Genomic DNA, 26,051 nt, shown 5'->3' with positions numbered 1-26,051 from the left:
TCAGTGCTAAGTGTCGACTGTTTTTTATATATCTAAACGGGTTAAATCTGCATAAGATTCACGTTTTACAACGAGTTGGGCCTGATTGTTTTCAACAAAAACAATTGCTGGTCTTGGATTACGATTATAATTGTTGGCCATGGCATAGCCATAAGCACCTGTGACAAAAGTTGCCAAAATATCTCCTGGTACTGTTTTTGGTAATGGTTGATCCCAGATCAACATATCACCAGATTCGCAATATTTACCAGCAATCGCAACTGTTTCAATAGGCGCGGCTTCAGGGTCATTACACAAAGCGGCTTCATATTTGGCTTGGTAAAGCGCTGGCCGAATATTATCACCCATGCCACCATCAACAGCGACATAACTGCGGACATTTGGAATATCCTTACGGGCACCGATCGTATATAGCGTAGTACCTGCTTCAGCAACGATTGAACGTCCAGGTTCGATCCAAATGGCTGGTTGTTTCAAATGAGCTGCTTGCGTCTGCTTAAGGATTTCATCAACGATATCTTCAACATAGACCTGGGGTGCCAGCGGGGTATCGCTTGTAGAGTAACGGACGCCAAACCCACCCCCAACATTAAAGATATTGGTCGTTATATTTAATTCATTAGTCCATTTGGTTGCTAACTTAATTAAGGCATCGGCTGCTTTTTCAAAACCAACCGTTTCAAATATTTGTGAACCAATATGCACGTGCAGTCCATCGTATTTTAAAAACTTAGATCGTTGAATTTGTTGGACTGCTTTGTCTGCTTGGCCACTTTGAATGTCAAAGCCAAACTTAGAATCAACTTGACCAGTCATATCATATTCATGTGTATGTGCAGAAATACCTGGTGTGACGCGAATCAATACTTTCAACTGCTGCTGCGTTGCGGCTAAGATAGATTCCAACAATTCGATTTCATGAAAATTATCAATGATCACATGGCCAACACCAGCAGCCAGCGCCGCCTTTAACTCTGCCGCAGATTTATTGTTACCGTTAAAAGAAGCTTGGCTCATATCAAAACCGGCACTTTGAGCAGTATAAATCTCACCACCGGAAACAACATCCGCACCGATACCCTCTTCAGTAAGAATCCGATACATGGCCTTGGTAGAGAATGCTTTGCTGGCATAACTGATATGATAATCAATATTTCGAGTTTCAAAAACCCTTTTAAAAGCTCGAATTCGCTCACGGATTAAAGCAACGTCATAAACATATAATGGTGTCCCAAATTCTCGAGCTAAGTCTAATGTGTCCACCCCACCGATTGCAAGATGACCAGCAGCGTTTGTAGACATCGTCCCATAATGATAATAACTCATCAGATTACCTACTTATTAATTATTTATTTTTGTCACTATCTAAGATACCGCCAACAGCATAATGATCATGCTGCATCTCATTTAAGACAATATGAATGTGTTCAGCTGGGGCACCAGTATTTTTTTCAACAACTGCCGTCATTTCCTTGACTAAGTTTTTCAATTGCTCTTTGCTACGACCTTCTAATAAATCGACATGGATCAATGGCATAAAGTTTCCTCTTTTCTTAATTTTGTTAACATTATAGCGTAATTATCTCATGGACTCTAGCGTAATATGAAATTTTAAATAGAACATTCTCATTTTCATTTGAATGAATCTAACTTTAATGATTGTCAGTTATGATTGCTGTTTAGTGTGCATTGTATTATTTTCGGTTTCCCACGGCGTCACCACTTGAGCTAACTTTAATAATTGCCTTGTAACTTCCATATATTCATTTGGTGTAATCGCATAGCCCGCTTTTGATTGTGCTTGCGTGGGATCTTCATGAATGCTAAGTTTAACGCCCTGGGCACCCGCAGCAATAGCAGCGCGTGCGATTGGCCGAACAAGTTCTGAAGAAGCGCTGATTTTGCCTGGATCCACCAATAAAGGATAGTGACTTAAATTATGAATAATCGGAATTGTCGCAATATCCAAATCGGATTGAGAGAAGTCATGGTCAAAAGAGACTGTCCCAGAGGCCATCAAGATAATCTGCTGATTACCTTCACTGGCAATAAACTCGGTAGCGTTTAACCAATCCTCAATCGTAGCATCATTACTTTGATGTAGTGCAACAGGCTTTTTTTGTTTGCCTAAAGCTTGCAGCAATTCACTATTGCGCATATTTTCTGGACCAACTTCTAAAATATCAGCATATTGTCCAACTGTTGATATTTGTGAGCTATTTGTAACTTGACTCATCACGTCCATATTCATTTCGTCTGCTGCAGCACGGAGGTATTTTAAACCAGCTTCACCTAAACCAGCAAAATCATAAGGTGCATCGATGTTAACAAAATTACTGGCACTTAAAATACGTGCACCGCCTTGCTTGGCAACTCGAGCTAAAGTATGAATCATTTCCTCACTTTCAACAGCATCGGGTCCAGCAACTAATGTAAAGTTATTTCCACCCAAAGTACCATTCGGCAGCTTGATCAATGTATCGTCAGGTTTAAAATCTCTGCTGGCTAACACGAAACTTGGCTGCTCGGGAATCACGACATCAATGGCGTTCAGCTCATCTTGATTAAAGTCATAGTGTTCAATACCTAAAACGGTTAAATGATTATCAATTAAAAAACCATGTTTCCCCATCGATGCAAATTTTTTAGTTAAAATTTGAACGATGTTTGTTTGTAAAGGCTGTTTGAAATGGATGATCATTATTGTATCTCCTTTGTGGACAAAAAGTTAATGCTGTTGATCAACGTTCAATTCATTGATTTTTAAAATCAAGTCGGTAGCCTGGGCCATGGTCTGTGTGGAAATATATTCATAACGGCCATGCATATTTTCACCACCGGCAAATAAATTAGGTGTTGGCAAACCCATAAATGAAATTTTTGAACCATCGGTACCGCCACGGACTGGTGTCTCATCTGGTTCAATACCTAGTGCGTGCATGGCCTTTTCGGCAAGGGCTACGACATCCATATGATCCTTCATAATATCGATCATATTATAATATTGATCCTTCAAGGTGAGCTTGATGCGATTTTGATGACTATGGTTTAAATCAGCGGCTACTTGGGTCATCACCGCTTTTCGTGCTTCTAAACCATCACGTTGAAAATCGCGAATAATATAGTCCATAGTTGCGTGATCTACGGTACCGGAAAATTGATATAAATGATAGAAGCCCTCTTTACCACTCGTTTGCTCAGGAACTTCTTTTTGTGGCAAAGCGTTTTGGAAATTGATGGCTAATTGAATAGCATTGACCATGATTCCTTTGGCATTGCTAGTATGACTGTTTTTCCCTTGAATTTCTATATGTGCTGCCGCAGCATTGAAGGTTTCAAACTCTAGTTCACCTAATGGACCGCCATCAACCGTATAAGCAAAATCAGCGCCAAAATCAGCCACATCAAAATGATCAGCACCTGTACCAATTTCTTCATCTGGGCCAAAGCCAATTTTGAGGTCACCATGTTTGATATTGGGATGAGCAATTAGGTAAGCCATTGCCGTAACAATTTCAGCTACACCAGCTTTGTCATCAGCACCAAGTAAAGTTGAACCATCCGTTGTAATAAGAGTGTGTCCTTTATACCGCTTTAAATTTGGAAATTCTGCCGGGTCTAATACAAATTGACCTGCCTTGTCTAAGCTAATTTTTGAATGACCGTCATAGTTTTCATGGATCTGTGGTTTTATATTTTCAGCGTTGAAATCTGCGGTATCCACGTGAGCTAAGAAACCAATGGTCGGTACTTGCTGATTCGTTAAATTACTGGGCAGCTTTGCTGTTACATAGCCATTTTTCTCATTGTATTTAACCTCGGATAAACCGATCTCTCTAAGTTCGGCTGCTAATACTTGTAGAAACTGGACCTGATTTGGACTTGATGGAATAGTGGTCGCATGTTCATCTGAACGGGTGTTAATTTTGACATACTTTAAAAAGCGGTCAACTAGTTGGTCATATTTTGCCATGGAAAAACCTCCAATATTATATAAAACGAAACGGATCAGTCGATAGTTGTGAAGATATGCAAGTCACATCCCAATGAAATTGTACAGCCCACTGTTGAATCAATGCAGTCATTTTTGTTTTGACAATACTTTCAATATGATGTCCAGGATCGATAACGTTCAAACCAGCAGCTAACATATCATGGGCAGTGTGATAATATACATCGCCTGTAATTAAGACATCGGCATGAGCTTTTAACGCATTAGGATAAAACTTACCAGCATCGCCGCCGATAACAGCAACTTTCTGAACTAGCTTTGAAGGATCCGGGCTGACATAACGTAGCCCAGATAAGCCAAAGTCATGTTTAATTTGTTGAGCTAAAGCCTGCACCGTCACTGGCTCGGGTAAGTTCCCAATCCGGCCTAAACCAATACTTGGTGCTGTGTTAGCGAGAGGAATTAGATCAAAAGCCGGTTCCTCATAAGGATGGTTAGCTCGCATAGTTGCGACCATTGTAGTCAATTGTGTTCGTCGAATCAAGAATTCAATGCGAGATTCCTGAACAGTTTCCGCTTTACCTATTGCCCCAATTGTTGGATTGGCATGATTTTCGGGTAAAAAGCGCCCCTGCCCTGCGCCGGTAAAGCTGGCATGACTATAATTGCCCAACATACCAGCCCCGGCATCCCCTAAGGCATGTCGCATTTGGTCCGCATTTTCTAATGGTGTAAAAACAACAAATTTATATAATTGGTCAGGCTCTTGGCTAGCTAAAACTTGAATATCTTGTAAACCAATTTTTTCGGCTAACCAATCATTCATACCACCTTGAGCTTTATCAAGATTTGTATGCGCGGCATAAACTGTTATATGGTGGCTTAAAAGATCAGCATACATCTTGTTTTGTGGGTCACGAGTGTCCAGATTTCGGGCAGGATGAAACATCACTGGATGATGTGCAAAGATAAAATCAACATTGGCGGCAATCGCTTCGGCGACTACTTCTGGGCGGACGTCCAGAGTTACCATGATTTTATGGACTGGCTGTGTGGGATCACCTAGTTGTAAACCGCTAGGATCTTGAGGTTCTTTAAGCATTAATGGTGCAAGACTTTCGATTTGATGGATCAATTCAGTTCCCGTGGTCATTTTTGCAACAACTCCTCGATACTTTTAATAGCCAATTCGGTTTGACGAACTTTGTCCAGTGGTACAGTTTGACTTTGGGTCAGCTGTTTTAGAATTTTGTTTTTGATCAATAATTGGTGCTGCCATTTTTGACGGAAAGTTAGACTTTGCTGCCGAGCCAAAATTGGACCATATTGAATGTCTATTTGGGTTAGTGGCATACTTTTTTTCCGAGTGTCTGCAATGATAAATTCATAGTAATGACCATCTTCAAATAGAATGGTCTCGTTAACGATTTGAATTTGCTGGTCAGATAACCACTGACGGACAAGTGCTTCTTGGTTATTTGCTTCAAGAATCAAAGTCACATTTTTTAACAACGGTTTTGGTGCTGTTGCCAGTATCTGCCGAATTAATTCGCCACCCATACCGGCAATTACAAAAGTATTGATATGATCTTCATATTGAATTGGTGCGAGACCATTGCCTAGGCGTAGTTGAATTTTTTCAGCTAATCCGGCTGCTTCAACGTTATCGCGGGCAATGTTAAGTGGTCCAGCACCAATATCTGTTGCAATAGCAAAGTTTGCCATACCCATTTTGATAACTTCAATGGGTACGAATGCATGGTCAGTTCCGATATCTGCTAGACGTGCCTGTGCTGGTACAAAATCTATAAGTTTTTGAATGCGATCAGATAATTTCATAGTTCAGTCCCTATCTAAGTTTCTAACGTTAATTATAGCAAAGATGTACTAGAAACATAAAAAAGATTCCACAAATACAAAAATAAGGCATTCAAAACAAAACAAGAGTTTTATTTTGAACGCCTTATTTACAAACAATTTGGTATTAAATCTGGGTCAGAGCTCTATTCTAAAAAGTCTTTTAATTGTTTTGAACGAGAGGGGTGCCGTAATTTACGTAGAGCTTTAGCTTCAATCTGGCGAATGCGCTCACGCGTAACACCAAACACTTTACCAACTTCTTCAAGCGTCCGAGTACGGCCATCATCTAAACCAAAGCGTAACCGTAAAACGTTCTCTTCGCGATCAGTCAAGGTATCTAAAACATTTTCAAGTTGTTCCTTAAGCAATTCATAGGAGGCATGGTCTTCAGGACTAGTGGCATCGGCGTCTTCAATAAAGTCGCCTAAATGAGAATCGTCCTCTTCACCAATTGGTGTTTCCAAAGAAACGGGTTCTTGAGCAATTTTTAGGATCTCGCGTACTTTCTCTGTTGGCATGTCCATTTCTGCACCAATTTCTTCGGGCGTAGGTTCACGTCCAAGATCTTGCAGTAACTGTCGTTGGATTCGAATCAATTTGTTGATAGTTTCAACCATGTGCACTGGAATCCGAATTGTTCTAGCTTGATCCGCGATTGCACGGGTAATTGCCTGCCGGATCCACCATGTAGCATAAGTAGAAAACTTAAATCCTTTACGGTAATCAAATTTTTCAACAGCTTTCATTAGCCCCATATTACCTTCTTGAATCAAATCAAGAAATTGCATACCACGACCAACATAACGTTTAGCAATTGAAACAACTAAACGTAAATTTGCTTCGGCTAAACGTTGTTTAGCCTCTTCATCACCCTGCTCGATTTTTAAAGCTAATGCAACTTCTTCATCGGCAGTTAATAAAGAAACCCGACCAATTTCTTTAAGATACATCCGAACCGGGTCATTGATTTTCACACCAGTTGGGGCAGACATGTCTTTTAATTCTTTTTTAGTAACTTTATTTTTCTTAAGGCTACGTGCTGTAGGTTCCCCATGTTCATCGACAACACTAATACCTTGGTCTTCAATTTTTTGATACAGATCATCGATGGCATTACTATCCAATTCAAAAGGTTGCACAAGTTTAGAAGTTAGATCTTCTTGTGAGATTTCCTTTTTTGGTTTGTATACTTTGATTAAATCTTTAACAGCTTTGTTATATTCTTTTTTAGTTGGTTTTGCTTTTTCTTTAGCCATATAAATGATCCTCCTCAATTAATATTGGATGATGACCGTAATAAACGGTTCAAATCAAAAATTAAGCCCCCTTTAAGTAACGCGATAAACGGATAATTTCATTCGTCCAATGCAACTCTTCATCAAAATTTCCCGTTTCATTTGCGATTTTTAGGGCTGCCTGGGCATCTTGTAATTGTTGGTGGATGTCTTGGCGGGCAATCACTTCAAGTAAATCATTAATTACAAAAGAATCCGGGATACTCGGTAACTGACTCATTTCAATTTCAGCGACAACATTTTGTAGTTCCGCTGGTAGCTGATCAATAAACGCGGAAATACTATGATTATCATGATTTGTAGTAAACGTAAGCCACAACTCGAAGATAGTTTGATAAGGTGTATGGACAAAGTTAAATGTTTCATGGCCTACTAATTCTCGGCAAGTAGCTTCATCATGCAACAAATAGTAAAGTAATAATCTTTCAGCTTGTTCCACACGGGAAAATTTAGTGATACCAGCTGATAAAATCTGAGCACTCGCCTGTGTTTTAGTTTTTTGATATTTCGCTTTTGGCTGTTGACCATGTTGGTTTTCTTTTAATTTGACCTCAGCTAACTGAGTTAAAACTGCATCTGGGTCAAGTTGCAGTTCCTGAGCGAGTTGTTTCGCATACGTGCTTTGCTGTGTGGGTGTGCCAATACTTTTTAATAAATATAACGCCTTGTCTAAATAATCAAATTTAGCTTTTTCGTTCTGTAAGTTAATATTGCGTCGTAAATACCTTAACTTGAATCCAAGTGCGGTTTGTTCAGTATTCGAAATGATTTTGCGAAAAGCTGCTGCACCATGATGTTTAATAAACTCATCAGGATCCTGATCGTCAGGTAAAACGACTATACCAACAGAAAACTGGCTTTGATTTTGTAACATGTCCACGGCTCGATTTGCGGCATTGACTCCCGGCTCATCACCATCATAACAAATGATCAGATGGTCTGTTGTCCGTTTCAGTGCATACAATTGATCATCCGTCAGACTCGTCCCCATCGAAGCTACACCATTTTTAACGCCTGCTTGATATGCGGAAATAACATCCATAAAACCTTCTAACAAAATCGCACTGTGCGCTTCGCGAATCTCGTGTTTTGCCAAGTCATAATTAAAAAGTACTCGGCGTTTATTAAAAATTGGTGTTTCTGGACTGTTTAAATACTTAGGCATATTCGGATCCTTAGTTAAAGCGCGGCCAGAAAAGGCAATCGTTGCTCCACCTTGGTCTTTGATTGGAAACATGACTCGATCAACAAAACGGTCTATTTTTTGGCCATTATTCGTTGTTGCAAATAATCCCGAATCAAGTAAAGCCTGGGCATCATAGTGCTTCTCTTTAAAAAATAAAGTTAGCAAATCAGCTTTTGCAGGTGCATAACCAATACCAAAAGTATTAATAGTTTCATCGGTCATACCTCGATCATGTAGATATTTTAACGCTTGCTGCCCGGTTTGCGTATTGACGAGGATGTGATGAAATAAGGCCTGGGCATCTTGATGCATCTGTTTAAGGGTTTGGTGCCCTTGTTCCTGAGGCGATACTTGTGTATTCAAGTATTGAGGGTCAATTGAAATCTGGTTCATTTGTGCAACTTTGATAACTGCTTCAGGAAATGAAAGATTTTCAATATCCATTATAAATTTGAATACATTTCCACCCCGGCCACAACTAAAACAGTGAAAAATTTGTTTATCTTCAGCGACAGAAAATGACGGTGTTTTTTCTTCGTGGAATGGACATAGGCCAAATAAGTTTTTACCAGACTTTTTTAATTGTACATATTGACTGATGACATCAACGATATTAACTTGACTGCGAATATCTTCGATGACAGTTTCAGGAATACGTGCCAACATAATCACGACCATTTCTACGCTAAGGCAACTAAAAGCCGCATACAAAGTTGAATGCGACTTAATAAACTCTATAATAATACCACTATATCATACAACGTATAGTGATGAATTGCAAGCTTGACGCTTATTTAATGATTAATTGGTTTAGATCGCCAAAAGTACGGGCAAGCTGACTGACAATCATCAGCTGGTTTAATCGATTTTGCCGAATCTTTGGATCATCAGCCATGACCATATTTTCTTCAAAATAATTTTCGATTAATGGTTTTAAGCTTTGTAGAGCTTCATAAACTGATTCCATTGATCTAGATGATAATGAGTGGCGAATTTTTTCAACGGCTTCATATAATGCTGTTTCAGATGGGTTTTCGAATAACTCAGGATCAACCGTTAAGTCTTTTGATGGCTCTGCCTTGCTTGCAAGCCGCATCACCCGAGTTAATGCTTCCATGGTAGCTTTGAAAGTTGAATCCTGCCGATGCTGCTGTAGAATTTTGGTAGCTTGGAACATGTCTGCAATATCACTATTGCGATTTTGAACGACTGTATCAATCAAATCATAGGATTCATCATGGGTAGACAGCCATTGCTTCACGCGATCAATAATGAAGTTCTTTACATCATCTTGGTGAGCGCTAAGATTTAAATGTTGTTGACTTGTCTTTTCAGTCAAGGCTTGGGCAATTTCTGCTTGGAATTCGTCCAATGGGAAATGCCATTGTTTTGCCTCTAAAATACGGACAATACCAAAAGCTTGTCGACGTAACGCATATGGATCATTTGAACCACTTGGAATCATGGCCACTGCAAAGAAGCTTAAGATGCTGTCCAACTTATCGGCAATGGATAATACAGCGCCAACATTTGTCTTCGGTAAAGCACCCTCGGCAGAAGTTGGTAGATAATGTTCCCGGATTGCGGTTGCGACTGCCGGGCTTTCACCTTGTAGAAGGGCGTATTTTTCGCCCATGACACCTTGAAGTTCTGGAAATTCGCCCACCATTTGTGTGACCAAGTCAAATTTGTATATTTGAGCAGCCCGATCTAAATCTTTAAGCTCTTTAGCTGTTAAATCGAAATGTTGCCCCAGAAAGGCAGCGATATGACGCACACGAACCATTTTTTCATACATTGAACCAATCTTATCATGGAAAGAAACATTTTTAAGTTGGGCAACGTAATCAGCGATAGATTTCTTTTGATCCTCATCATAAAAGAATTGCGCATCTTCTAGACGAGCAACAAGAACTTTTTCATTCCCAGCAATGACATTATCTAAGTGTGCTTTGTTCCCATTTCTAACGCTTAAAAAATCAGGTTGTAACGTGCCTGATTGGTCACGTACGTAAAAATAGCGCTGATTATCTTTCATTGAGGTGATCAAGACTTCTTCAGGAATGTCCAAATATTTTTCATCAAATTGACCAGCAAAAGCAGTAGGATACTCAACTAAATTATTAACTTCTTCTAAAAGGTCTTCATCTAAGTCAACAACCCAATGATGATCATTGGCGATTTCTTCGATTTGTTCACGAATCAATTGTTTGCGGTCGGTGGCATTGGCAATCACAAATTCTTTTTTCAATTCGGTTTCATAGTCTGCTGCACGTTGAATTGTAACCGAGTTGCCTAAAAAGCGGTGGCCTTGACTTTTTCGACCAGTTTTGATATCCAAAATTTCGAAGGGAATAATCTCATTGTCAAATAATGCAACCAGCCAATGAATTGGTCGAATATATTCAAAGTCATAATTCCCCCAATGCATGCGCGTTGGAAATGTCATTGACATGATGACAGTCTTTAATTTAGGTAAAATCTCTGCCGTTGGTGCACCCTTCACATTCTTTTCTAAAAACACATAAGTTTTACCTTTGACATCTTTAAAGGAAAGGTCATCGACGCTGGCTCCTTGACCACGGGCAAACCCTTGGGCAGGTTTTGTCCAATTACCAGCTTCATCTTGAGCAATTGCTTTTGCGGGACCACGCAAAGATTCGTGGGTATCTTTTTGCTGTTCAGCCATTTGACTAATGAGCAGGGCTAATCGTCGTGGCGTTGAAAATTTTTGAATTGCTTTAAATTCGATTTGCTGATCATTCAAAAAATCCTGAACACGTTCTGCAAATTGATCGATGCTTGGGGTCACCACATGTGCAGGCATTTCTTCAAGTCCGATTTCGATGAGAAAATCTTTGGCCATTATTTTGCAGCCTCCTTTGAATTTTCTTTAGCTTCATTAGCATGTTTCAGTAACGGGAATCCGCGCTTTTCACGTTCCGCTACAAAAGCTTTCGCGATGGCGTGAGCCATATTCCGAATGCGCGCCAAGTAGCCGGCACGTTCAGTAACTGAAACAGCACCGCGTGCATCTAAAAGATTAAACGTATGACTACATTTGAGGACATAATCATAGGCTGGATGAACAAGCCCGAGGTTAATCAGACGTTTAGCTTCAGTTTCATAAGCATCAAAAAATTTTAAGAGCATCGCTTGGTTGCTTTCTTCAAAAGAATATTTAGAGTGCTCATACTCAGGCTCTTTAAAGATATCGCCATAAAGCACACCATCGCCCCACTCTAGGTCAAATACAGAGTTAACATTTTGAATATAGGAGGCTAAGCGTTCTAGACCATAAGTGATTTCTGAAGTTACTGGCTTAACATCTAAGCCACCAACGACTTGAAAATAAGTAAACTGAGTGACTTCCATGCCATCCAACCAAACTTCCCAACCAACACCAGCACAGCCCATAGAAGGGTTCTCCCAATTATCTTCAACAAAACGGATGTCATGCTCTAGGGGTTCAATACCTAGTTCTCGAAGACTATCTAAATAGTATTCTTGGATTGCTTCAGGTGATGGTTTCATCACAACTTGAAATTGATGATGTTGATATAAGCGATTTGGATTTTCACCATAACGGCCATCTGCAGGTCTTCTAGATGGTTCTACATAGGCTGCATTCCAAGGCTCGGGTCCAATGGCACGCAGAAACGTATAAGGACTCATGGTACCGGCCCCCTTCTCGGTGTCATAGGCTTGCATTAACATACAGCCTTTGCTGCTCCAGAACTTTTGTAACGTCAAGACAATCTCTTGAACTGTCATTTTATTAGTCATGTACTTGGCTCCTTTTTAAATTTTTACAGTAAAAAACCCTATACTGATAAATATAAATACCAGTATAGGGACGATGAAATCGCGGTTCCACCCTATTTCAGATTCTAATGAACCTGCACTTGATTAATTTGACTCCGAAACGCCAGAAACTACGTCGAATATGTGGTTCGCACCAGGCCACACTCACTGAAATTCAATTCGTAGATTCTCTTTTCATCACTGTCAAAGCTCATAATTACTAACATGTACAAAATAATATTACAAATTTTTAAATTCAAAGTCAATTAATTTTCAGGATTATCTGAGTTTGTTGTTTGATCAGGTGGTTGTAATTTTGTAGTCCATTGATCCATGTCGTCAATAAATTGCTTACTTTTTAAATAAATACCTACTGTATCACTATAAATTTGATCGATGATACGTTTAAGCTCACTTTTTGTGGTTGCTTTGATTTTAATAGAATTGATTCGCTCTAAAGAAATTGCTGAAAATAGGCGTAAAAAATAAATGGCACGCTGACTGGCATGGAAACGATGCGTATCTAAATGCCAATGCTGATCACATAATAGTCCACCGTATGTTTCAGAATAATCATAGGGGCGATCAGTCCGTTGACAAATGACACAACTTTCCAGGTGTGGTTGTACGCCAAAATTACGTAACAATTGGACTTCAACAATGTGAGTAATAATTTCTGGATCCAGGGCATCATCAATCAAACTTAAAGCCATCAAGGATTTATCAAACCACTCATTTAAAGATTCTCCATCTATAAATGCTTTGTCAACTAAACTTAAAATATAAGTTGCATAAGCATTTAGACGAATATCATTCGTAATCGTCCAAAAAGTTTTCGTGTCTTTGGCAGAATTGATAAAGGATAAGCCGTCTCTGATATCACCAATATAAGTACTTGTTGTAAATGGCAATAAGGCTGATTTAAGCCGATTTCTTGGCTTTTTTCCGCCACGAATCAAGAATGTTTTTTTACCAAAACGGTCTGTGAAGATTTTGACTAATAGGTCTTTTTCACGATAATCGTGACGATAAAAAACAACGCCTCTAAATTCTTCAATACCATGTGTAGACATAACTACTTAAACTCTTTCAAGTTGTAGCCTGAACGTTGTAGAAATAAAGGATCATCGCGCCAATTTTTTTGAACTTTGACCCATAACTTAAGATTGATTTTTTCACCCACTAATGTTTCAATTTCCCGACGTGCATTGATACCGATTTGTTTGAGCATTTTACCGCCCTTACCGATTACAATGCCCTTTTGACTATCGCGCTCAACATAAATTGTTGCTTCAACTTGAAGTTTATTATTGAGTCTTTGGTTCATTGATTCTAAAATGACAGCCACTGAGTGTGGAATCTCATCTCGGGTTAAGTGTAAAACAGCTTCCCGAATCAATTCAGCAACGATAAAATATTCTGGATGATCAGTCAATTGATCTTCAGGATAATATTTAGGGCCAACTGGCAAATGAGTTTTTAAATTAGCTAATAAAGTGTCAACGTTATTGCCCAATGTTGCTGAGATTGGGAATACGTCTTCAAAATTCAAAATTTCGGTATACCCATGCAAGATGTCTGGTAGTTGATCTGGATGGACGAGGTCGATTTTATTGATCACTAAATATACCGGTGTTTTAACATCTTTTAAAAGATTCATAATGTACTTGTCGCCGGGGCCAATTTTATCATCAGCGGCAACCATAAATAAAATCGCATCAACCTCTTTAAGTGTTGATAAAGCCGCATCATCCATATATGCATCAAGGTCATTCTTGGGTCTGTGAATACCGGGGGTATCGACAAAAACAATTTGGGCTGTTTGATCGGTATAAATGCCGTTAATTTTATTTCGCGTTGTCTGAGCTTTATCCGACATGATTGCAATTTTTTCGCCAATGACACGATTCATCAAAGTAGATTTGCCAACGTTCGGTCGACCGAGAATGGCTACGAAACCTGAGTGGAAAGTAGACTGAGTTTCAGTCATGGTTTAAATGCTCCTTTTTAAAACTATAAGGTAATAGTTCAGTTAGTGTATAGGTAATTAATTGCTTGTCTTGAGTAGCGACATATATTTTTGCTGTTGGTGCCATGAATTCAGCCATAACTTGTCGACATGCACCACAAGGCATAGGTTTGACGGATCGGCTTAAAATTAAAAGGTCATCAAAGACTTGATACCCTTGGCTGACAGCCGAAAAAATAGCATTTCGTTCAGCACAAATTGTTAAACCATAAGAAGCATTTTCAACATTACAACCACTGAAAATTTTACCCTCTGGCGTTCTTAAAGCTGCTGCAACTGGAAAATGAGAATAGGGTATATAAGCATGCTGTAAAGTTGTGTCAGCCGCATTAAATAAAACATTTATTATTGAGTTTGAGTCCAATATTCTAGCTCCTATGCAGACAATGTTCAAGCAAAAAATAGATGCCACAACGCTGGGATAAAGATTATTGCACCAATAACCGTGGCAAAAGTAGCTGTTAATAAAACGATTCCGGCAGAAAGATCCTTGATGATCTTTGCTAGGTAATCATATTGATGTTTCGTGGTTAGATCGACTAAATATTCGGCAACACTGTTCCAAAGTTCAGCTTGGATGACCAAAAATACCATGAGTGCTAACCAAAGGAAGTCGTACCGAGATAATTTTAATAAATAAGCCACAACAAAAACAATAATTGTAAAACTGACGTCACGTCTAAGATTTTTTTCATGAGCAATTGCAAAATGTACCCCACGAGTGGCATGTTTCAGTGATTGCCAAAACGTGTGATTTTTATCAGTTTGAGGTTTATGGGGTTTATCGTGTGAGACCATAACTCTCCAAAATCTCCTCTTGGCGTGCAATCATTTTGCGCTCATCTTCGGGCTGTATGTGATCGTAACCATTTAAGTGTAAGAAGCCGTGCACGACAGTGTATCCTAATTCACGATGATAACTATGACCGTATTGTTGTGCATGTTCTTTCGCAATTTCTGGGGCAATCATCAAATCACCAATATTTCTTGGAACTCCTAGTTCGGATTCTAAGGCTTCGATACCATCATCTTCATCTTCAATGGCGAAACTAATCACATCTGTGGGGCGATCGACTTGACGATACTTTCGGTTAATTGCCTGAATTTCTTGAGGTGTCATGAATGTGATAGACATCTCAGTATCTTCTGCCAGTTCAAGTTTGTTGGCAGCCAAGTCGATCAGGTCACGAACGATCTTAGTTTCTTCTGCCGTCAAAAGTTTTGCTTCATCGTAAATCTCTAAGTTCATGCATTTTCTCCTGATTTTAAATTATCTAATTTGGCATAGGCGTCAATAATACTTGCGACAACGGGATGACGGACCACATCGTTAGCGGTAAAGTTTACAAACTGAATATGCGTAATGTTTTTTAAAATTCGTTGGGCATCGATCAAGCCACTTCTTTGATTGTTGGGTAAATCTATTTGGGTAATATCACCATTAATGACCATCTTTGAATCAAAGCCTAGACGTGTCAGGAACATTTTCATTTGTGCGCGGGTTGTATTCTGAGCTTCGTCAAGAATTACGAAAGCTTCTTCTAGAGTCCGACCACGCATATAGGCCAATGGTGCAATTTCGATCACACCGCGATCAACAAGGCGATTGGTTTGTTCTGTACCCATTATATTGTATAAGGCATCATAAACAGGCCTTAGATAAGGATCAACTTTTTCTTTTAAATCCCCTGGAAGAAAACCAAGATTTTCCCCAGCTTCCACAGCTGGTCGAGTTAATACTAAACGCTGGACCTTCCCCTTTTTAAGCGCCTGAACGGCTTTTGCAACGGCAATATAGGTCTTACCAGTTCCGGCTGGACCAATTCCAAAAGTAACGTCATTATGGTCAATGGCAGCCACATAACGGCGCTGCCCCATATTTTTAACACGTATAGGTCGGTGTTTGGCATCGCGAATGATTTCTTGATTATAGAAGTCTTGAAAATATTCTAACGTTCCCTTCGTGGCCATTTTTAAAGCACTAACCACATCAGCACTGCTAATACTAATGCCTTTGGTCAGTAATTGATATAAATTATCTAAAACAGCATAAGCATCTGTGACGGCTTTTGCTGAACCTGTGATTTTAATAGTTGAGCCAAATGGATGCAGCACAACATCCAAACCCTCTTCAATCAATTGAAGATACTGGTCATTTACACCTAGTAAGCTCACAATTTGGTTGGCATCGTTAATTGTAAATGCTTTTTCTGTATTCACCGTTTCTGTCAATACATAAGCTCCTTCAAAAGTTTATACAAGTATCATAACATAATTTAACTTGAATGGGCGGTTATTCAAGACACCGTTAAATTAAAAAACGATCAAGAATTGAGTTTGACTCATTCCTGATCGTCTAATGATTGTCTATAAATTTGTTAAAGTAGTTTTGACAATCTCATTAACCTGACCGCCATCAGCTTTACCCTTAACTTGAGGCATTAATGCACCCATTACTTTTCCAAAGTCTTTAGTAGAAGTAGCGTGTACTTTTTGGATTGTTTGATCGACAAGATCTTTGATCTCTGCTTCAGTTAATTGTTTGGGCATGTAACCTTCAACGACTTCAATTTCATGATTAACATGTTCAATTAAATCGTCACGATTGGCTTTTTGAAAATCAGCCAGAGATTCTTTACGCTGCTTTAATTCTCTAGACAAGACTGCAAGTTCATCGGCTTCAGATAAATCTTGGCCAAGTTTAATCTGTTCATTAGTAACCGCGGTTTTCAACATCCGGATCACAGCTAAACGATCTTTGTCTTTGGCTTTCATTGCAGTCTTCATGTCTTCGTTTAATTGTTGTAATAAACTCAAAGGATCATTTCCTTAATCCTAGTATTTTTTACGCTTGCGGGCAGCTTCTGATTTTAATTTACGACGAACACTTGGTTTTTCGTAAAACTCCCTTTTGCGGTATTCTTGGAGTGTGCCGCTTTTGGACACAGAACGCTTGAAGCGACGAAGAGCATCATCTAAAGATTCGTTTTTATGAACGACTGTTTTTGACATTTGAAAATCCCTCCCTCCAATTGAGTGTAACGCTGTGCAAAAAGAGTTATGCAAACCGTTCTCAATCATTATATCTAATGAAATATCGTCGGTCAACAAAGATTATCAGTTATTTTTCATTAGCGGTTAAAAATTAAGTATTTCCGGCAAAATATGCTAATATTTTAATATATGAATGATGGAGGCGTTTTTATGGCAATACAGCAAAAAGTGATTTTATATTTAATTTCTGATTCCGTTGGGGAGACAGCTTTTAACTTAGCACAGGCTGCAATGGCCCAATTTCCAGATATTAAACCGATCTATTGTCGTTTTCCTTTTGTCCATACTCAAGAAAAATTGATGCGTGTCTTGGAACAAGCCAAAAGTGACCATGCCATTGTTCTGCACACATTAGCGACTGAGGGGCTAAGTGAGATCATTGCTAATTATGCAGAACAAAATGGTTTGGTTCAGATTGATTATATTGGTCCTTTGATCAGCGAAGTCGCTCACCGTACTGGTTTAAAGCAGTCGCATGAAGCTGGTGCGGTGCACCACCTTAATGAAAAATATTTTGATCGCATTTCGGCAATGGAGTTTGCCGTTATGTATGATGATGGTAAAGATCCCAAAGGTTTTTTGGAGGCCGATGTGGTTTTACTAGGGGTATCGCGGACTTCTAAGACACCATTATCGCTTTTCTTAGCTAATCGCAACATCAAGGTTGCCAACCTGCCACTTGTACCTCAAGCCCATATTCCCGATGAATTGTGGAAAGTAGATCCAAAAAAGATCATTGGCTTAACCAATGACCCGACAGTATTAAATAATATTCGGCGTGAGCGCATGATTGCTTATGGTTTGAATCCAGATACGACTTATTCTAATATGGATCAAATTCGGGAAGAGCTTGAATATGCCAATAAACTATACAAAAAGTTGGGCTGTATGGTCATCAACGTCGCGCATCGATCTATCGAGGAAACAGCAACCATCATCATGGAGGCTTTGAATTTAGAAGATTATGACTATAAGACCTCTAAGTAGTTATTGAGCTTGGATTTTAGTTAGCAAGTCAGGGTCAAATTCATTTTGGCGTAACATCGCAATCTCAAAGCCATAAGGCGGCCATTGATGTTTTTTATCAGGCCCGACGTACGGTGTTTCTAGAATCATCGGACGATCTTGCAGCTGTGGATGATGGGCGACGTAACTGAGTGCCTCAAACCCAATGGTGCCGAAACCAATATTGGCATGTCGATCTTTATGAGAGCCTTGTGGATTTTTAGAGTCGTTAAGATGAAGCAACTGCAATTTATCTAAGCCGATAATATGATCGAATTCATTTAAAACACCATCAAAATCGGATCGAATATCATAACCAGCATCATTAGTGTGACAAGTATCAAAAGTCACACTAATTTTTTCGCTTTCAGTAACGCCATCAATAATGGCCGCGATTTCCTCGAAGGTCCGTCCAACTTCAGTACCTTTACCAGCCATTGTTTCAATAGCAATATGTACCTTTTGATCCTTAGTAATAATTTCATTTAAACCCTTGCTGATCTGCTTAATTGCGACAGCAGCACCCTTGCCAAGATGAGCGCCTGGATGGAAAGCCATTTGAGTCGCACCCAAAGCATCAGCGCGAGCAACCTCCTGACGCATAAATTCAACGGCAAAGCCGTAATTTTGCGGCTTGACCGTGTTTCCTAAGTTGATAATATAAGGCGCATGAACAACGACAGATTGAATATTGTGTGCCGCCATATAGGCCTGACCAGCTGGAATATTCATTTCTGAAATGGCCTTTCGACGTGTATTTTGCGGCGCACCAGTATAGACCATCATGGTATCCGCATGGTAACCTGCTGCCTCTTGCGCGGATCCGAGAAGCATTTCTTTGCCTTTCATAGAAACATGTGAGCCAATGATCATTTTCATACCTCCAATTATTCTTGTTTTGGTTCATAAAAACGGCCGATAATCTTAACGGCACTGGTAATACTAACAAAAGCATGCTCATCCGCCAGTTTCATTGCGTTCTCCAAATCGTAGATCTCAAACTGAGAAATGACGGTAAATAAAATGGTTTTTTCTTGATGTTTATACGCCCCTTCTGCATCGTGAACAATGGTGATCCCCCGGGGCATCTCATTTTGAATTTGCGTAATGACTGCTTTGGGCCGACTGGTCACGATCATAACTTGCAAACGCCGATCTCGAGTGTAGAGCATGTCGATCACACGACCATTGATGAAAATACCTAGAGCGCTGTAAAAAGCATGGGGCCAGCTGTAAACAAAGCCCGCAGCAATCAGTATCATGACATTAAAGGCGATATTAATTGTGCCCACACTTCGACCTGTTTTTTTACGCAACGTGATGCCCAAGATATCTAAGCCCCCGGTTGAGATACCATTACGCAAAGCTAAACCGGTGCCGATACCATTAAAAATAGCTCCAAAAATAGCACAGATAATTGGATCATTGATCACTGTCTTAACAACAATTACCTTGATCAATATACTAGATAAAATAACAGATAGCATCGTAAATATTGTAAAATGATGGCCAATTTTTCGCCAAGCTAAGATAAATAGCGGTGCATTTAAAACAGTTAACATCACCGGTGTTGATAAGGGTACTGCCCAGTGTTTGGTAATCGTCGCCACCAATTGAGCTGCACCGGTAATCCCTGATGCATAAATTCCGCCCGGCTCCCAAAAGAAATTAAGCGCAAACGCAACGGATAGTGCGTAGAAAAAAGCACTCGTTGCTCTACTAAAATTCTGATGGCGCCGGACAATTCGATCTAATTCTATCATGAATTAATTTTGCCTCATTTTCCTTTGAGTTTGAATAAATTAGATTTTATCATATAACTAAAAAAAGGACAGGTTTGCAATAAGATTGCCCTGTCCTTTTTAGCTGTTTAATTTCATAAAAATTAAAGGTCAGCTTTTAATTTTTGTGCCAATGGCTTTTGATAAATTGTGCCCGGCCACCGGCTTCTTCTAAGGCATACCGGCTAGGATCTTTCTTATAAAAATCTTGGTGGTAGGTCTCAGCTGGATAAAATGGTTTAGCAGTTTCGATTTGAGTTACGATTGGTTTATCAAAGCGCCCACTAGCAGCAAGAGCGGCTTTAGACTTTTCGGCGATAGTCCGTTGCTCAGACGAGTTTACAAAAATAACAGGGCGATAATTATCACCACGGTCTTGAAATTGCCCCATGGCATCAGTAGGGTCAGTAACTTGCCAGTAAATATTAACTAGATCTTCATAACTCATGACATCATTATCGAATGTGATCTCAACGGCCTCAGTATGACCAGTTTTGTGTGTTAATACTTGTTCGTATGTCGGATTGGCAACATGCCCACCGGTATAGCCAGAAACAACTGAGATCACGCCTGGCTGGGTATCAAATGGTTGAACCATACACCAAAAACACCCGCCAGCAAAAATTGCTTTTTCAACTGTCATTAATATCACGCTTTCTGATTCGGAATTAGTCAAATAATTTTAAGTAAGCACCGTACCCCTGTGTTTGTAACTCTGATTTGGGCACAAAACGTAGGGCAGCTGAATTGATACAGTAGCGTAGGCCGCCTTTATCTTGAGGACCGTCCGTAAAAACATGGCCTAAATGAGAATCTGCCTCTTGACTGCGGACTTCGGTACGTTCCATTAGAAAAGAACGGTCACGCTTTTCTTTCAATTTAGCAATTGGTTTGGTAAATGATGGCCAACCGCAACCAGCATCATATTTATCCAGTGATGAAAACAATGGTTCACCGCTGACAACGTCGACGTATATTCCAGGTTCATAAAAGTCATCATATTCACCAGAAAATGGCCGCTCTGTCGCTGCATGTTGGGTGACATTGTACTGTTCTGGGGTTAAGCGTTGTTTTAATTTAGCTAGATCAAGTGATTTTTGATCCGTATCTTGGTTAGACATAAGCCACACCTCCAGATTCAATTATACCGAATATTCAATTTTGCACAATTAGATTGCTCAGCTAAGCAATACACGTTCACTTTTATGAACTAAGTTTTTTAACTACAAAAAAGTTAAATTAGTCTAAAGGTTTTTCGACTTCAATACCTAATTCATCTAATTGTTCTGCGGCAACTGGCATTGGCGCATTTGTCATTGGCTCAGTGGCTTTGGAATTTTTTGGAAAGGCGATGACATCACGAATATTATCACGGCCAGATAATAGCATGGCAAAGCGATCTAAACCAATTGCTAAGCCGCCATGTGGTGGGAAACCATAATTCAAGGCATCTAGTAAGAAACCAAATTGGCTTTCAGCTCTTTCTTTGGTAAAGCCTAAAGCACGCAACATTTTTTCCTGAACTTCCCGCGTATGAATACGAATCGAACCGCCGCCCAATTCATAACCATTTAAGACGATATCATAACTTTGGGCATGGGCTTTATGAGGGTCTTCACCTTCATCTAAGTAGTGCAGATCTGCCTCATTTGGCATTGTAAATGGATGATGTGCCGCTGTCCAGCGATGAATACCTTCATCATATTCAAATAGTGGCCAATTAACGACCCATAAGAAGTTGAACTGTGTTTCGTCGATCATATCCAAATCATGCGCAAAATGTAATCTTAAATAGCCCAAGCTATCGGCAACGACTTTCCGTGTATCAGCGACAAATAAAATTAAATCACCAGCTTTGGCATCGAGTGTTTGTAATAATTCGGTGCGTTGTGCTTTGATGAATTTGGCTACTGGTCCAGTTAGGTCGTCAGCTGTTACTTTTACAAATGCCAAGCCCTTAGCACCATAACGTTTGATGTGCTCTTGCTGAGCTTCAATATCTTTACGAGAATATTTATCAGCCGCATCTGGCACCACGATTGCTTTGACTTGACCTCCGTTTTGGATAGCACCACTAAAGACTTTGAAATCACTATCCTTAAACAATTCAGAGAGATCCTGTAATTCCATCCCAAAACGAGTATCTGGCTTGTCTGAACCAAAACGTGCCATAGCTTCATCCCAATCCATCCGTGGGAATGGCAGTTTGACATCAATGCCCTTCTCATCATGCATGATTTCAGCAATTAAGCCTTCAGTCAATTCTTGAATGCCTTTTGCATCTAAAAAGCTGGTTTCCATATCAATTTGGGTAAACTCTGGTTGCCGATCACCGCGCAAATCTTCATCCCGGAAGCAACGGGCAATTTGATAGTAGCGGTCAAAGCCGGCGCTCATTAACAATTGTTTAAATAGCTGTGGTGATTGTGGCAAAGCAAAGAAACTTCCTGGATATACCCGAGATGGGACCAAGTAGTCTCGTGCGCCTTCAGGGGTTGATTTTGTTAAATTAGGCGTTTCAATTTCAATAAAATCTTGACGATCAAAGAAGTGATGGACAGATTTCATGATTTGAGCCCGAGTTCGAATTGCCTTAGACATCTCTGGGCGGCGTAAGTCTAGATAACGATATTTTAATTTAAGGTCCTCTGAGGCGGCAACGCCGTCTTCAATATAAAACGGCGGCGTCTTAGATTTGTTCAAAATCTTGACATTGCTGACTTCAACTTCGACTTTACCAGTGGTCATTTTAGGGTTGATAGCATTTTCTGCCCGTGCCACAACTTTTCCCTCAGCTTCGATGACAAATTCTGCTCGTAATGTTTCAGCAGTTGCCAAAGCTGTCTCTGAAAACTCTTTGCTGAAAACCAACTGCAAGATACCTTCACGATCACGTAAGTCAATAAAAATTAAATTGCCTAAATCACGACGCTTTTGCACCCAACCATATAATGTGACTGTCTGACCAACGTACGACTCAGTAATTAAGCCCGCGTAATTTGTTCGTTTTTTCAATTATTTTTCCTCACTATCTCTAAATTCTTGATAAACACCCTTAAAGTTGTTGGTCAATGTTGCCATAGCAACTGATTTTTGTTGTCCTGTTTTCATATCTTTAACTTGTGCTGTTTGTTGAGCCAGCTCTTCATCGCCAATTGTAATTACTACAGCGGCGTTATTACGATTGGCAGATTTAAACTGAGCTTTGGCTTTACGATTCAAGAAATCCCGGTCTGCAGAGAAGCCTTGCGCGCGCAAGGCTTGGGCTAAAGCTAAAGTCGTGTCTGATGTATCCGAACCTAGCCCAACAATATAAACATCTAAATCGTGTTTCATTTTTGCTGCTTTAGCGGCATCAAGCAAAAGAATCAAACGTTCGACACCTAATCCAAAACCAAAGCCAGATGTTTCGGGACCGCCTAATTCTTTAACTAAACCGTCATAGCGGCCGCCAGCAATAACGGTGGTTTCTTTATTGTCAAATGCAGGACTAGTCGTCATAATTTCAAAAATCGTATGATTATAATAATCTAATCCACGAACCATATTGGCATCGATGACATAGTTAATTTTTAAATCGGTCAGTAATTGTTTGACAGTTTCGAAGTGTTTTTGCGCATCCGCTGTCAAATAATCCAAAATTGATGGTGCATTCGCAACGATTGCTTTATCTTTAGGGTCCTTACTGTCTAGAACACGAAGCGGATTTTTTTCAAGACGGACCTTGGAATCGTCGCTTAATTCATCAAAATGTGGTCTTAAGAAATCAACTAATGCTTGATGATAGTTTTGGCGTGTTTCGGGATCACCTAAGGTATTAATGGCTAGTTTAAGATCATTAACACCAAAGGTTTGCAATAATTGAACTGCCATTGCGATAATTTCAACATCTAATGCCGGATTTTCAGCGCCAAAAGCTTCAACCCCAATTTGATGAAATTCTCGTTGCCGTCCAGATTGAGGTCGCTCATAGCGAAACATTGGGCCCATATAATAAACTTTATAAGGTTTATTATATTCTGGACCATAGAGTTTGTTTTCCACAAAGGCGCGAACCACTCCAGCTGTGCCCTCTGGACGCAGAGCCATATGCCGGCCACCCTTATCGTCAAAATCGTACATTTCTTTTGTCACAATATCAGATGTTTCGCCTGAACTACGCGAAAAAACATCGTAAGCTTCAAATAAAGGTGTGCGAATTTCAGCAAAACGATAACGATCAAAAATTTGACGCGCAGTGGCTTCAATATATTGCCATTTCTCGGATTCACCCGGCAAAATGTCGGCTGTTCCCTTTGGACGTTGGTATTTCATGAAGTTCCTTCTTTCTAGAGATGGTGTATTTGAGAAATTAAAATCAAAAGAAAAAGCGCCCTTGTAAGAACAAGGGCGCTTGCGCACGGTACCACCTAGTTAAAATCAACTGAAATTGATAACGTTGTTGCCAACGGGCGCGTACCAAGCTTAATTCAAAAGTGTCAGAAGGCCATGATACTTTTCAGCTACCGTATCTCTCTGTACTAACCCTATGTATTGTCTTTCTCAAAAGCACATTATTATTTATTAATTACCTCTGAGATTACCGCATTTTACAGTAAAAAGTCAACCCAGAAATTGTAAAAGTCTTTAAGATTTTTATGTGATTTGTTAAAAATGAACGATTGCTGGTGGCAGTTTGATATATTATAGTATGAACTTTAAATACGTATATGGGAAAGATCACTATGAAACAAAGCCTACAGCTTCTAAAAAAATACTTTAATATTATTCTGATTGTTTTTGGCCTCTTGTTAGCAACTGGATCGGCAGTGGCATTAGCTGATCAAAATCAAATTCAAGTTAAGGCTGCAATCGTTAACGTCCGCACCGGGCCAAGTCTCTCATATGACGTGATGTCGAAAGTTAAAGCCGGACAGCGGCTTGACGTGATCGGTCAAAAAAATGGCTGGTACCAGATTCGCTTAGATGAAACGAAAATTGGTTGGGTGGCGAGCTGGTTAGTGGATAATACCGAAATCGGTCTGAATTCAAGTACAAAAAGTGGTCGCATCAATACGGCTGGTGTGGATTTATTTCAAACAGCAAGTGAGAACGGTCAAGTATTGGCCACACCACCAGCTGGCAGTGTGGTGACTATTTTGTACAACAGTGGTGATTGGACACAAATCAAGTATGGTCAACTTGTTGGTTGGCTAAAGAGCAGTCAGCTTAGTGAAATCAGTCAAAATGAAGCTCAGAAAAATCAACCAGCCCCCACAAATCAAAGTGCTGATTTAAGTAACACCATGGAACTAGTAACCAATCAAGCTGATACCAAGCTAAGAATGCAACCTAATACTGCGGCAAGCATTGTCACTGTCCTACCAGCACAAACGACGTTGACTTTACTTAAACAGAGTGGCAATTGGTATCAAGCTCGAACATCCGATGGTAAGATTGGTTATGTGGCGAGTTGGGTCGTAACAGAAAGAGCTAAAATCATACCGATCCAAAAACCAAGTCGTTTGTCCGCAGCTACGATCGTATTAGATCCTGGTCACGGCGGTGCTGATTCCGGTGCAGTTTCAGCGAATGGTAAGTTTGAAAAAACATATACGCTAAAGGTTGCTGAGATGACAGCCTCAAAACTACGGGAAGCTGGGGCAAATGTTATTTTAACGCGAAGTACCGACCAATTTGTTTCATTGGCTGAACGCCCGCAAATTGCGAATAAAGCCAACGCTGATGCGTTTATCAGTTTTCATTTTGACTCTTCAGAAGCAAAGAATGATGCCAGTGGCTTTACGACTTACTATTATCGTAAAGCTAAAGATGACGACTTAGCAACAACGTTAAATAAAAATTTTGGTAATTTACCATTGACAAACAAAGGCATCCGATTGGGTGATTTTCAGGTGTTGCGAGATAATCAACGGCCATCAGTGTTACTAGAGATGGGCTATATTAATACATCAAAAGATTTTGCTAAAATCACTTCCGAAAGTTATCAAGAAGCAGTTGCTGATGACATATACCGTGGATTAACGGCATATTTCGGTAATTGATTTTTCAAAATTAGGTAGAACTAATAAAGCACACAGGCTTT

General features: G+C 39.8%; 26 protein-coding genes. 2 read left to right on the top strand and 24 right to left on the bottom strand.

The features are described 5' to 3' along the window. Positions 1 to 24: 24 nt before the first annotated feature. From lysA to rpsU, 18 genes are all read right to left on the bottom strand, one after another. Complete coding sequence (gene lysA, locus FHQ08_RS03735) at positions 25 to 1,326, bottom strand: diaminopimelate decarboxylase (protein WP_230913056.1); 1,302 nt, start codon at positions 1,324 to 1,326, stop codon at positions 25 to 27. A 19-nt stretch (positions 1,327 to 1,345) separates the two neighbouring features. Next, a complete protein-coding gene (locus tag FHQ08_RS03730) occupies positions 1,346 to 1,558 on the bottom strand; it encodes a 2-hydroxymuconate tautomerase (protein WP_330166064.1) in 213 nt (70 codons plus the stop codon). Positions 1,559 to 1,666: 108 nt separating this feature from the next. Beyond that, complete coding sequence (locus FHQ08_RS03725) at positions 1,667 to 2,701, bottom strand: N-acetylneuraminate synthase family protein (RefSeq protein ID WP_230913054.1); 1,035 nt, start codon at positions 2,699 to 2,701, stop codon at positions 1,667 to 1,669. 27 nt (positions 2,702 to 2,728) lie between these two features. After that, on the bottom strand, positions 2,729 to 3,973 hold the full coding sequence (pepT, locus tag FHQ08_RS03720) for a peptidase T (RefSeq protein WP_230913053.1): 1,245 nt from the start codon (positions 3,971 to 3,973) through the stop codon (positions 2,729 to 2,731). 16 nt (positions 3,974 to 3,989) lie between these two features. Beyond that, entirely contained in the window at positions 3,990 to 5,105 is a 1,116-nt protein-coding gene (locus FHQ08_RS03715) for a Nif3-like dinuclear metal center hexameric protein (protein ID WP_230913052.1), read from the bottom strand. Next, positions 5,102 to 5,791, bottom strand: a complete 690-nt coding sequence (locus FHQ08_RS03710) for a tRNA (adenine(22)-N(1))-methyltransferase (RefSeq protein ID WP_230913051.1) — start codon at positions 5,789 to 5,791, stop codon at positions 5,102 to 5,104. The genes FHQ08_RS03715 and FHQ08_RS03710 overlap by 4 nt, the downstream gene beginning before the upstream one ends. 164 nt (positions 5,792 to 5,955) lie before the next feature. Beyond that, positions 5,956 to 7,068 (bottom strand): RNA polymerase sigma factor RpoD, encoded by a 1,113-nt coding sequence (gene rpoD / locus FHQ08_RS03705; RefSeq protein WP_230913050.1) that lies wholly within the window; start codon positions 7,066 to 7,068, stop codon positions 5,956 to 5,958. Positions 7,069 to 7,129: 61 nt separating this feature from the next. After that, positions 7,130 to 8,971, bottom strand: coding sequence for a DNA primase (gene dnaG / locus FHQ08_RS03700; RefSeq protein WP_230913049.1), 1,842 nt, complete (start codon positions 8,969 to 8,971; stop codon positions 7,130 to 7,132). A gap of 112 nt (positions 8,972 to 9,083) precedes the next feature. Beyond that, entirely contained in the window at positions 9,084 to 11,159 is a 2,076-nt protein-coding gene (glyS, locus tag FHQ08_RS03695) for a glycine--tRNA ligase subunit beta (RefSeq protein WP_230913048.1), read from the bottom strand. Then, the gene (gene glyQ / locus FHQ08_RS03690) at positions 11,159 to 12,079 is read right to left on the bottom strand and encodes a glycine--tRNA ligase subunit alpha (protein WP_230913047.1); all 921 of its coding nucleotides are present in this window, start codon (positions 12,077 to 12,079) and stop codon (positions 11,159 to 11,161) included. Before glyQ ends, glyS begins: the two co-directional genes overlap by 1 nt. 284 nt (positions 12,080 to 12,363) lie before the next feature. Next, positions 12,364 to 13,170 (bottom strand): DNA repair protein RecO, encoded by an 807-nt coding sequence (gene recO, locus FHQ08_RS03685; RefSeq protein WP_230913046.1) that lies wholly within the window; start codon positions 13,168 to 13,170, stop codon positions 12,364 to 12,366. A gap of 2 nt (positions 13,171 to 13,172) precedes the next feature. Beyond that, the gene (gene era / locus FHQ08_RS03680; protein ID WP_230913045.1) at positions 13,173 to 14,087 is read right to left on the bottom strand and encodes a GTPase Era; all 915 of its coding nucleotides are present in this window, start codon (positions 14,085 to 14,087) and stop codon (positions 13,173 to 13,175) included. After that, on the bottom strand, positions 14,080 to 14,490 hold the full coding sequence (gene cdd / locus FHQ08_RS03675; RefSeq protein ID WP_230913044.1) for a cytidine deaminase: 411 nt from the start codon (positions 14,488 to 14,490) through the stop codon (positions 14,080 to 14,082). The genes era and cdd overlap by 8 nt, the downstream gene beginning before the upstream one ends. A gap of 26 nt (positions 14,491 to 14,516) precedes the next feature. Next, a complete protein-coding gene (locus FHQ08_RS03670; protein ID WP_230913043.1) occupies positions 14,517 to 14,924 on the bottom strand; it encodes a diacylglycerol kinase family protein in 408 nt (135 codons plus the stop codon). Continuing rightward, positions 14,908 to 15,375 (bottom strand): rRNA maturation RNase YbeY, encoded by a 468-nt coding sequence (gene ybeY / locus FHQ08_RS03665; protein ID WP_230913042.1) that lies wholly within the window; start codon positions 15,373 to 15,375, stop codon positions 14,908 to 14,910. The genes FHQ08_RS03670 and ybeY overlap by 17 nt, the downstream gene beginning before the upstream one ends. Beyond that, the gene (locus tag FHQ08_RS03660) at positions 15,372 to 16,358 is read right to left on the bottom strand and encodes a PhoH family protein (RefSeq protein WP_230913041.1); all 987 of its coding nucleotides are present in this window, start codon (positions 16,356 to 16,358) and stop codon (positions 15,372 to 15,374) included. The genes ybeY and FHQ08_RS03660 overlap by 4 nt, the downstream gene beginning before the upstream one ends. A gap of 135 nt (positions 16,359 to 16,493) precedes the next feature. Beyond that, the gene (locus FHQ08_RS03655) at positions 16,494 to 16,943 is read right to left on the bottom strand and encodes a GatB/YqeY domain-containing protein (RefSeq protein ID WP_230913040.1); all 450 of its coding nucleotides are present in this window, start codon (positions 16,941 to 16,943) and stop codon (positions 16,494 to 16,496) included. 18 nt (positions 16,944 to 16,961) lie between these two features. After that, complete coding sequence (rpsU, locus tag FHQ08_RS03650) at positions 16,962 to 17,138, bottom strand: 30S ribosomal protein S21 (protein ID WP_230913039.1); 177 nt, start codon at positions 17,136 to 17,138, stop codon at positions 16,962 to 16,964. A 192-nt stretch (positions 17,139 to 17,330) separates the two neighbouring features. Between rpsU and FHQ08_RS03645 the strand changes: the two genes are divergently transcribed. Further along, positions 17,331 to 18,167: a pyruvate, water dikinase regulatory protein gene (locus FHQ08_RS03645; RefSeq protein WP_269073857.1), complete on the top strand. Its 837-nt coding sequence runs from the start codon at positions 17,331 to 17,333 to the stop codon at positions 18,165 to 18,167. Here FHQ08_RS03645 and FHQ08_RS03640 read toward each other — a convergent pair whose 3' ends face one another. The 6 genes from FHQ08_RS03640 to hisS form a co-directional block, all read right to left on the bottom strand. Continuing rightward, on the bottom strand, positions 18,168 to 19,058 hold the full coding sequence (locus FHQ08_RS03640; RefSeq protein WP_230913038.1) for a deoxyribonuclease IV: 891 nt from the start codon (positions 19,056 to 19,058) through the stop codon (positions 18,168 to 18,170). It abuts the gene before it with no gap. Positions 19,059 to 19,072: 14 nt separating this feature from the next. Continuing rightward, the gene (locus tag FHQ08_RS03635) at positions 19,073 to 19,948 is read right to left on the bottom strand and encodes a YitT family protein (RefSeq protein WP_230913037.1); all 876 of its coding nucleotides are present in this window, start codon (positions 19,946 to 19,948) and stop codon (positions 19,073 to 19,075) included. 136 nt (positions 19,949 to 20,084) lie between these two features. Next, entirely contained in the window at positions 20,085 to 20,609 is a 525-nt protein-coding gene (gene msrA, locus FHQ08_RS03630) for a peptide-methionine (S)-S-oxide reductase MsrA (RefSeq protein ID WP_230913036.1), read from the bottom strand. A gap of 25 nt (positions 20,610 to 20,634) precedes the next feature. Further along, positions 20,635 to 21,087, bottom strand: coding sequence for a peptide-methionine (R)-S-oxide reductase MsrB (msrB, locus tag FHQ08_RS03625; RefSeq protein ID WP_230913035.1), 453 nt, complete (start codon positions 21,085 to 21,087; stop codon positions 20,635 to 20,637). Between the two features lie 118 nt (positions 21,088 to 21,205). Next, complete coding sequence (gene aspS, locus FHQ08_RS03620; protein WP_230913034.1) at positions 21,206 to 22,981, bottom strand: aspartate--tRNA ligase; 1,776 nt, start codon at positions 22,979 to 22,981, stop codon at positions 21,206 to 21,208. After that, positions 22,982 to 24,280, bottom strand: coding sequence for a histidine--tRNA ligase (gene hisS / locus FHQ08_RS03615; protein ID WP_230913033.1), 1,299 nt, complete (start codon positions 24,278 to 24,280; stop codon positions 22,982 to 22,984). A 410-nt stretch (positions 24,281 to 24,690) separates the two neighbouring features. Here hisS and FHQ08_RS03610 point away from each other — a divergent pair, with 410 nt between their 5' ends. After that, positions 24,691 to 26,010 carry an N-acetylmuramoyl-L-alanine amidase gene (locus FHQ08_RS03610; RefSeq protein WP_230913032.1) on the top strand — a complete coding sequence of 440 codons (1,320 nt, stop codon included), beginning with the start codon at positions 24,691 to 24,693 and terminating at the stop codon, positions 26,008 to 26,010. Positions 26,011 to 26,051 lie beyond the last annotated feature (41 nt).

The sequence above is a fragment of the Agrilactobacillus fermenti genome, from assembly GCF_021030645.1.
Taxonomy (GTDB): domain Bacteria; phylum Bacillota; class Bacilli; order Lactobacillales; family Lactobacillaceae; genus Agrilactobacillus; species Agrilactobacillus fermenti.
This window is presented reverse-complemented; position numbering and strand designations above follow the sequence as displayed.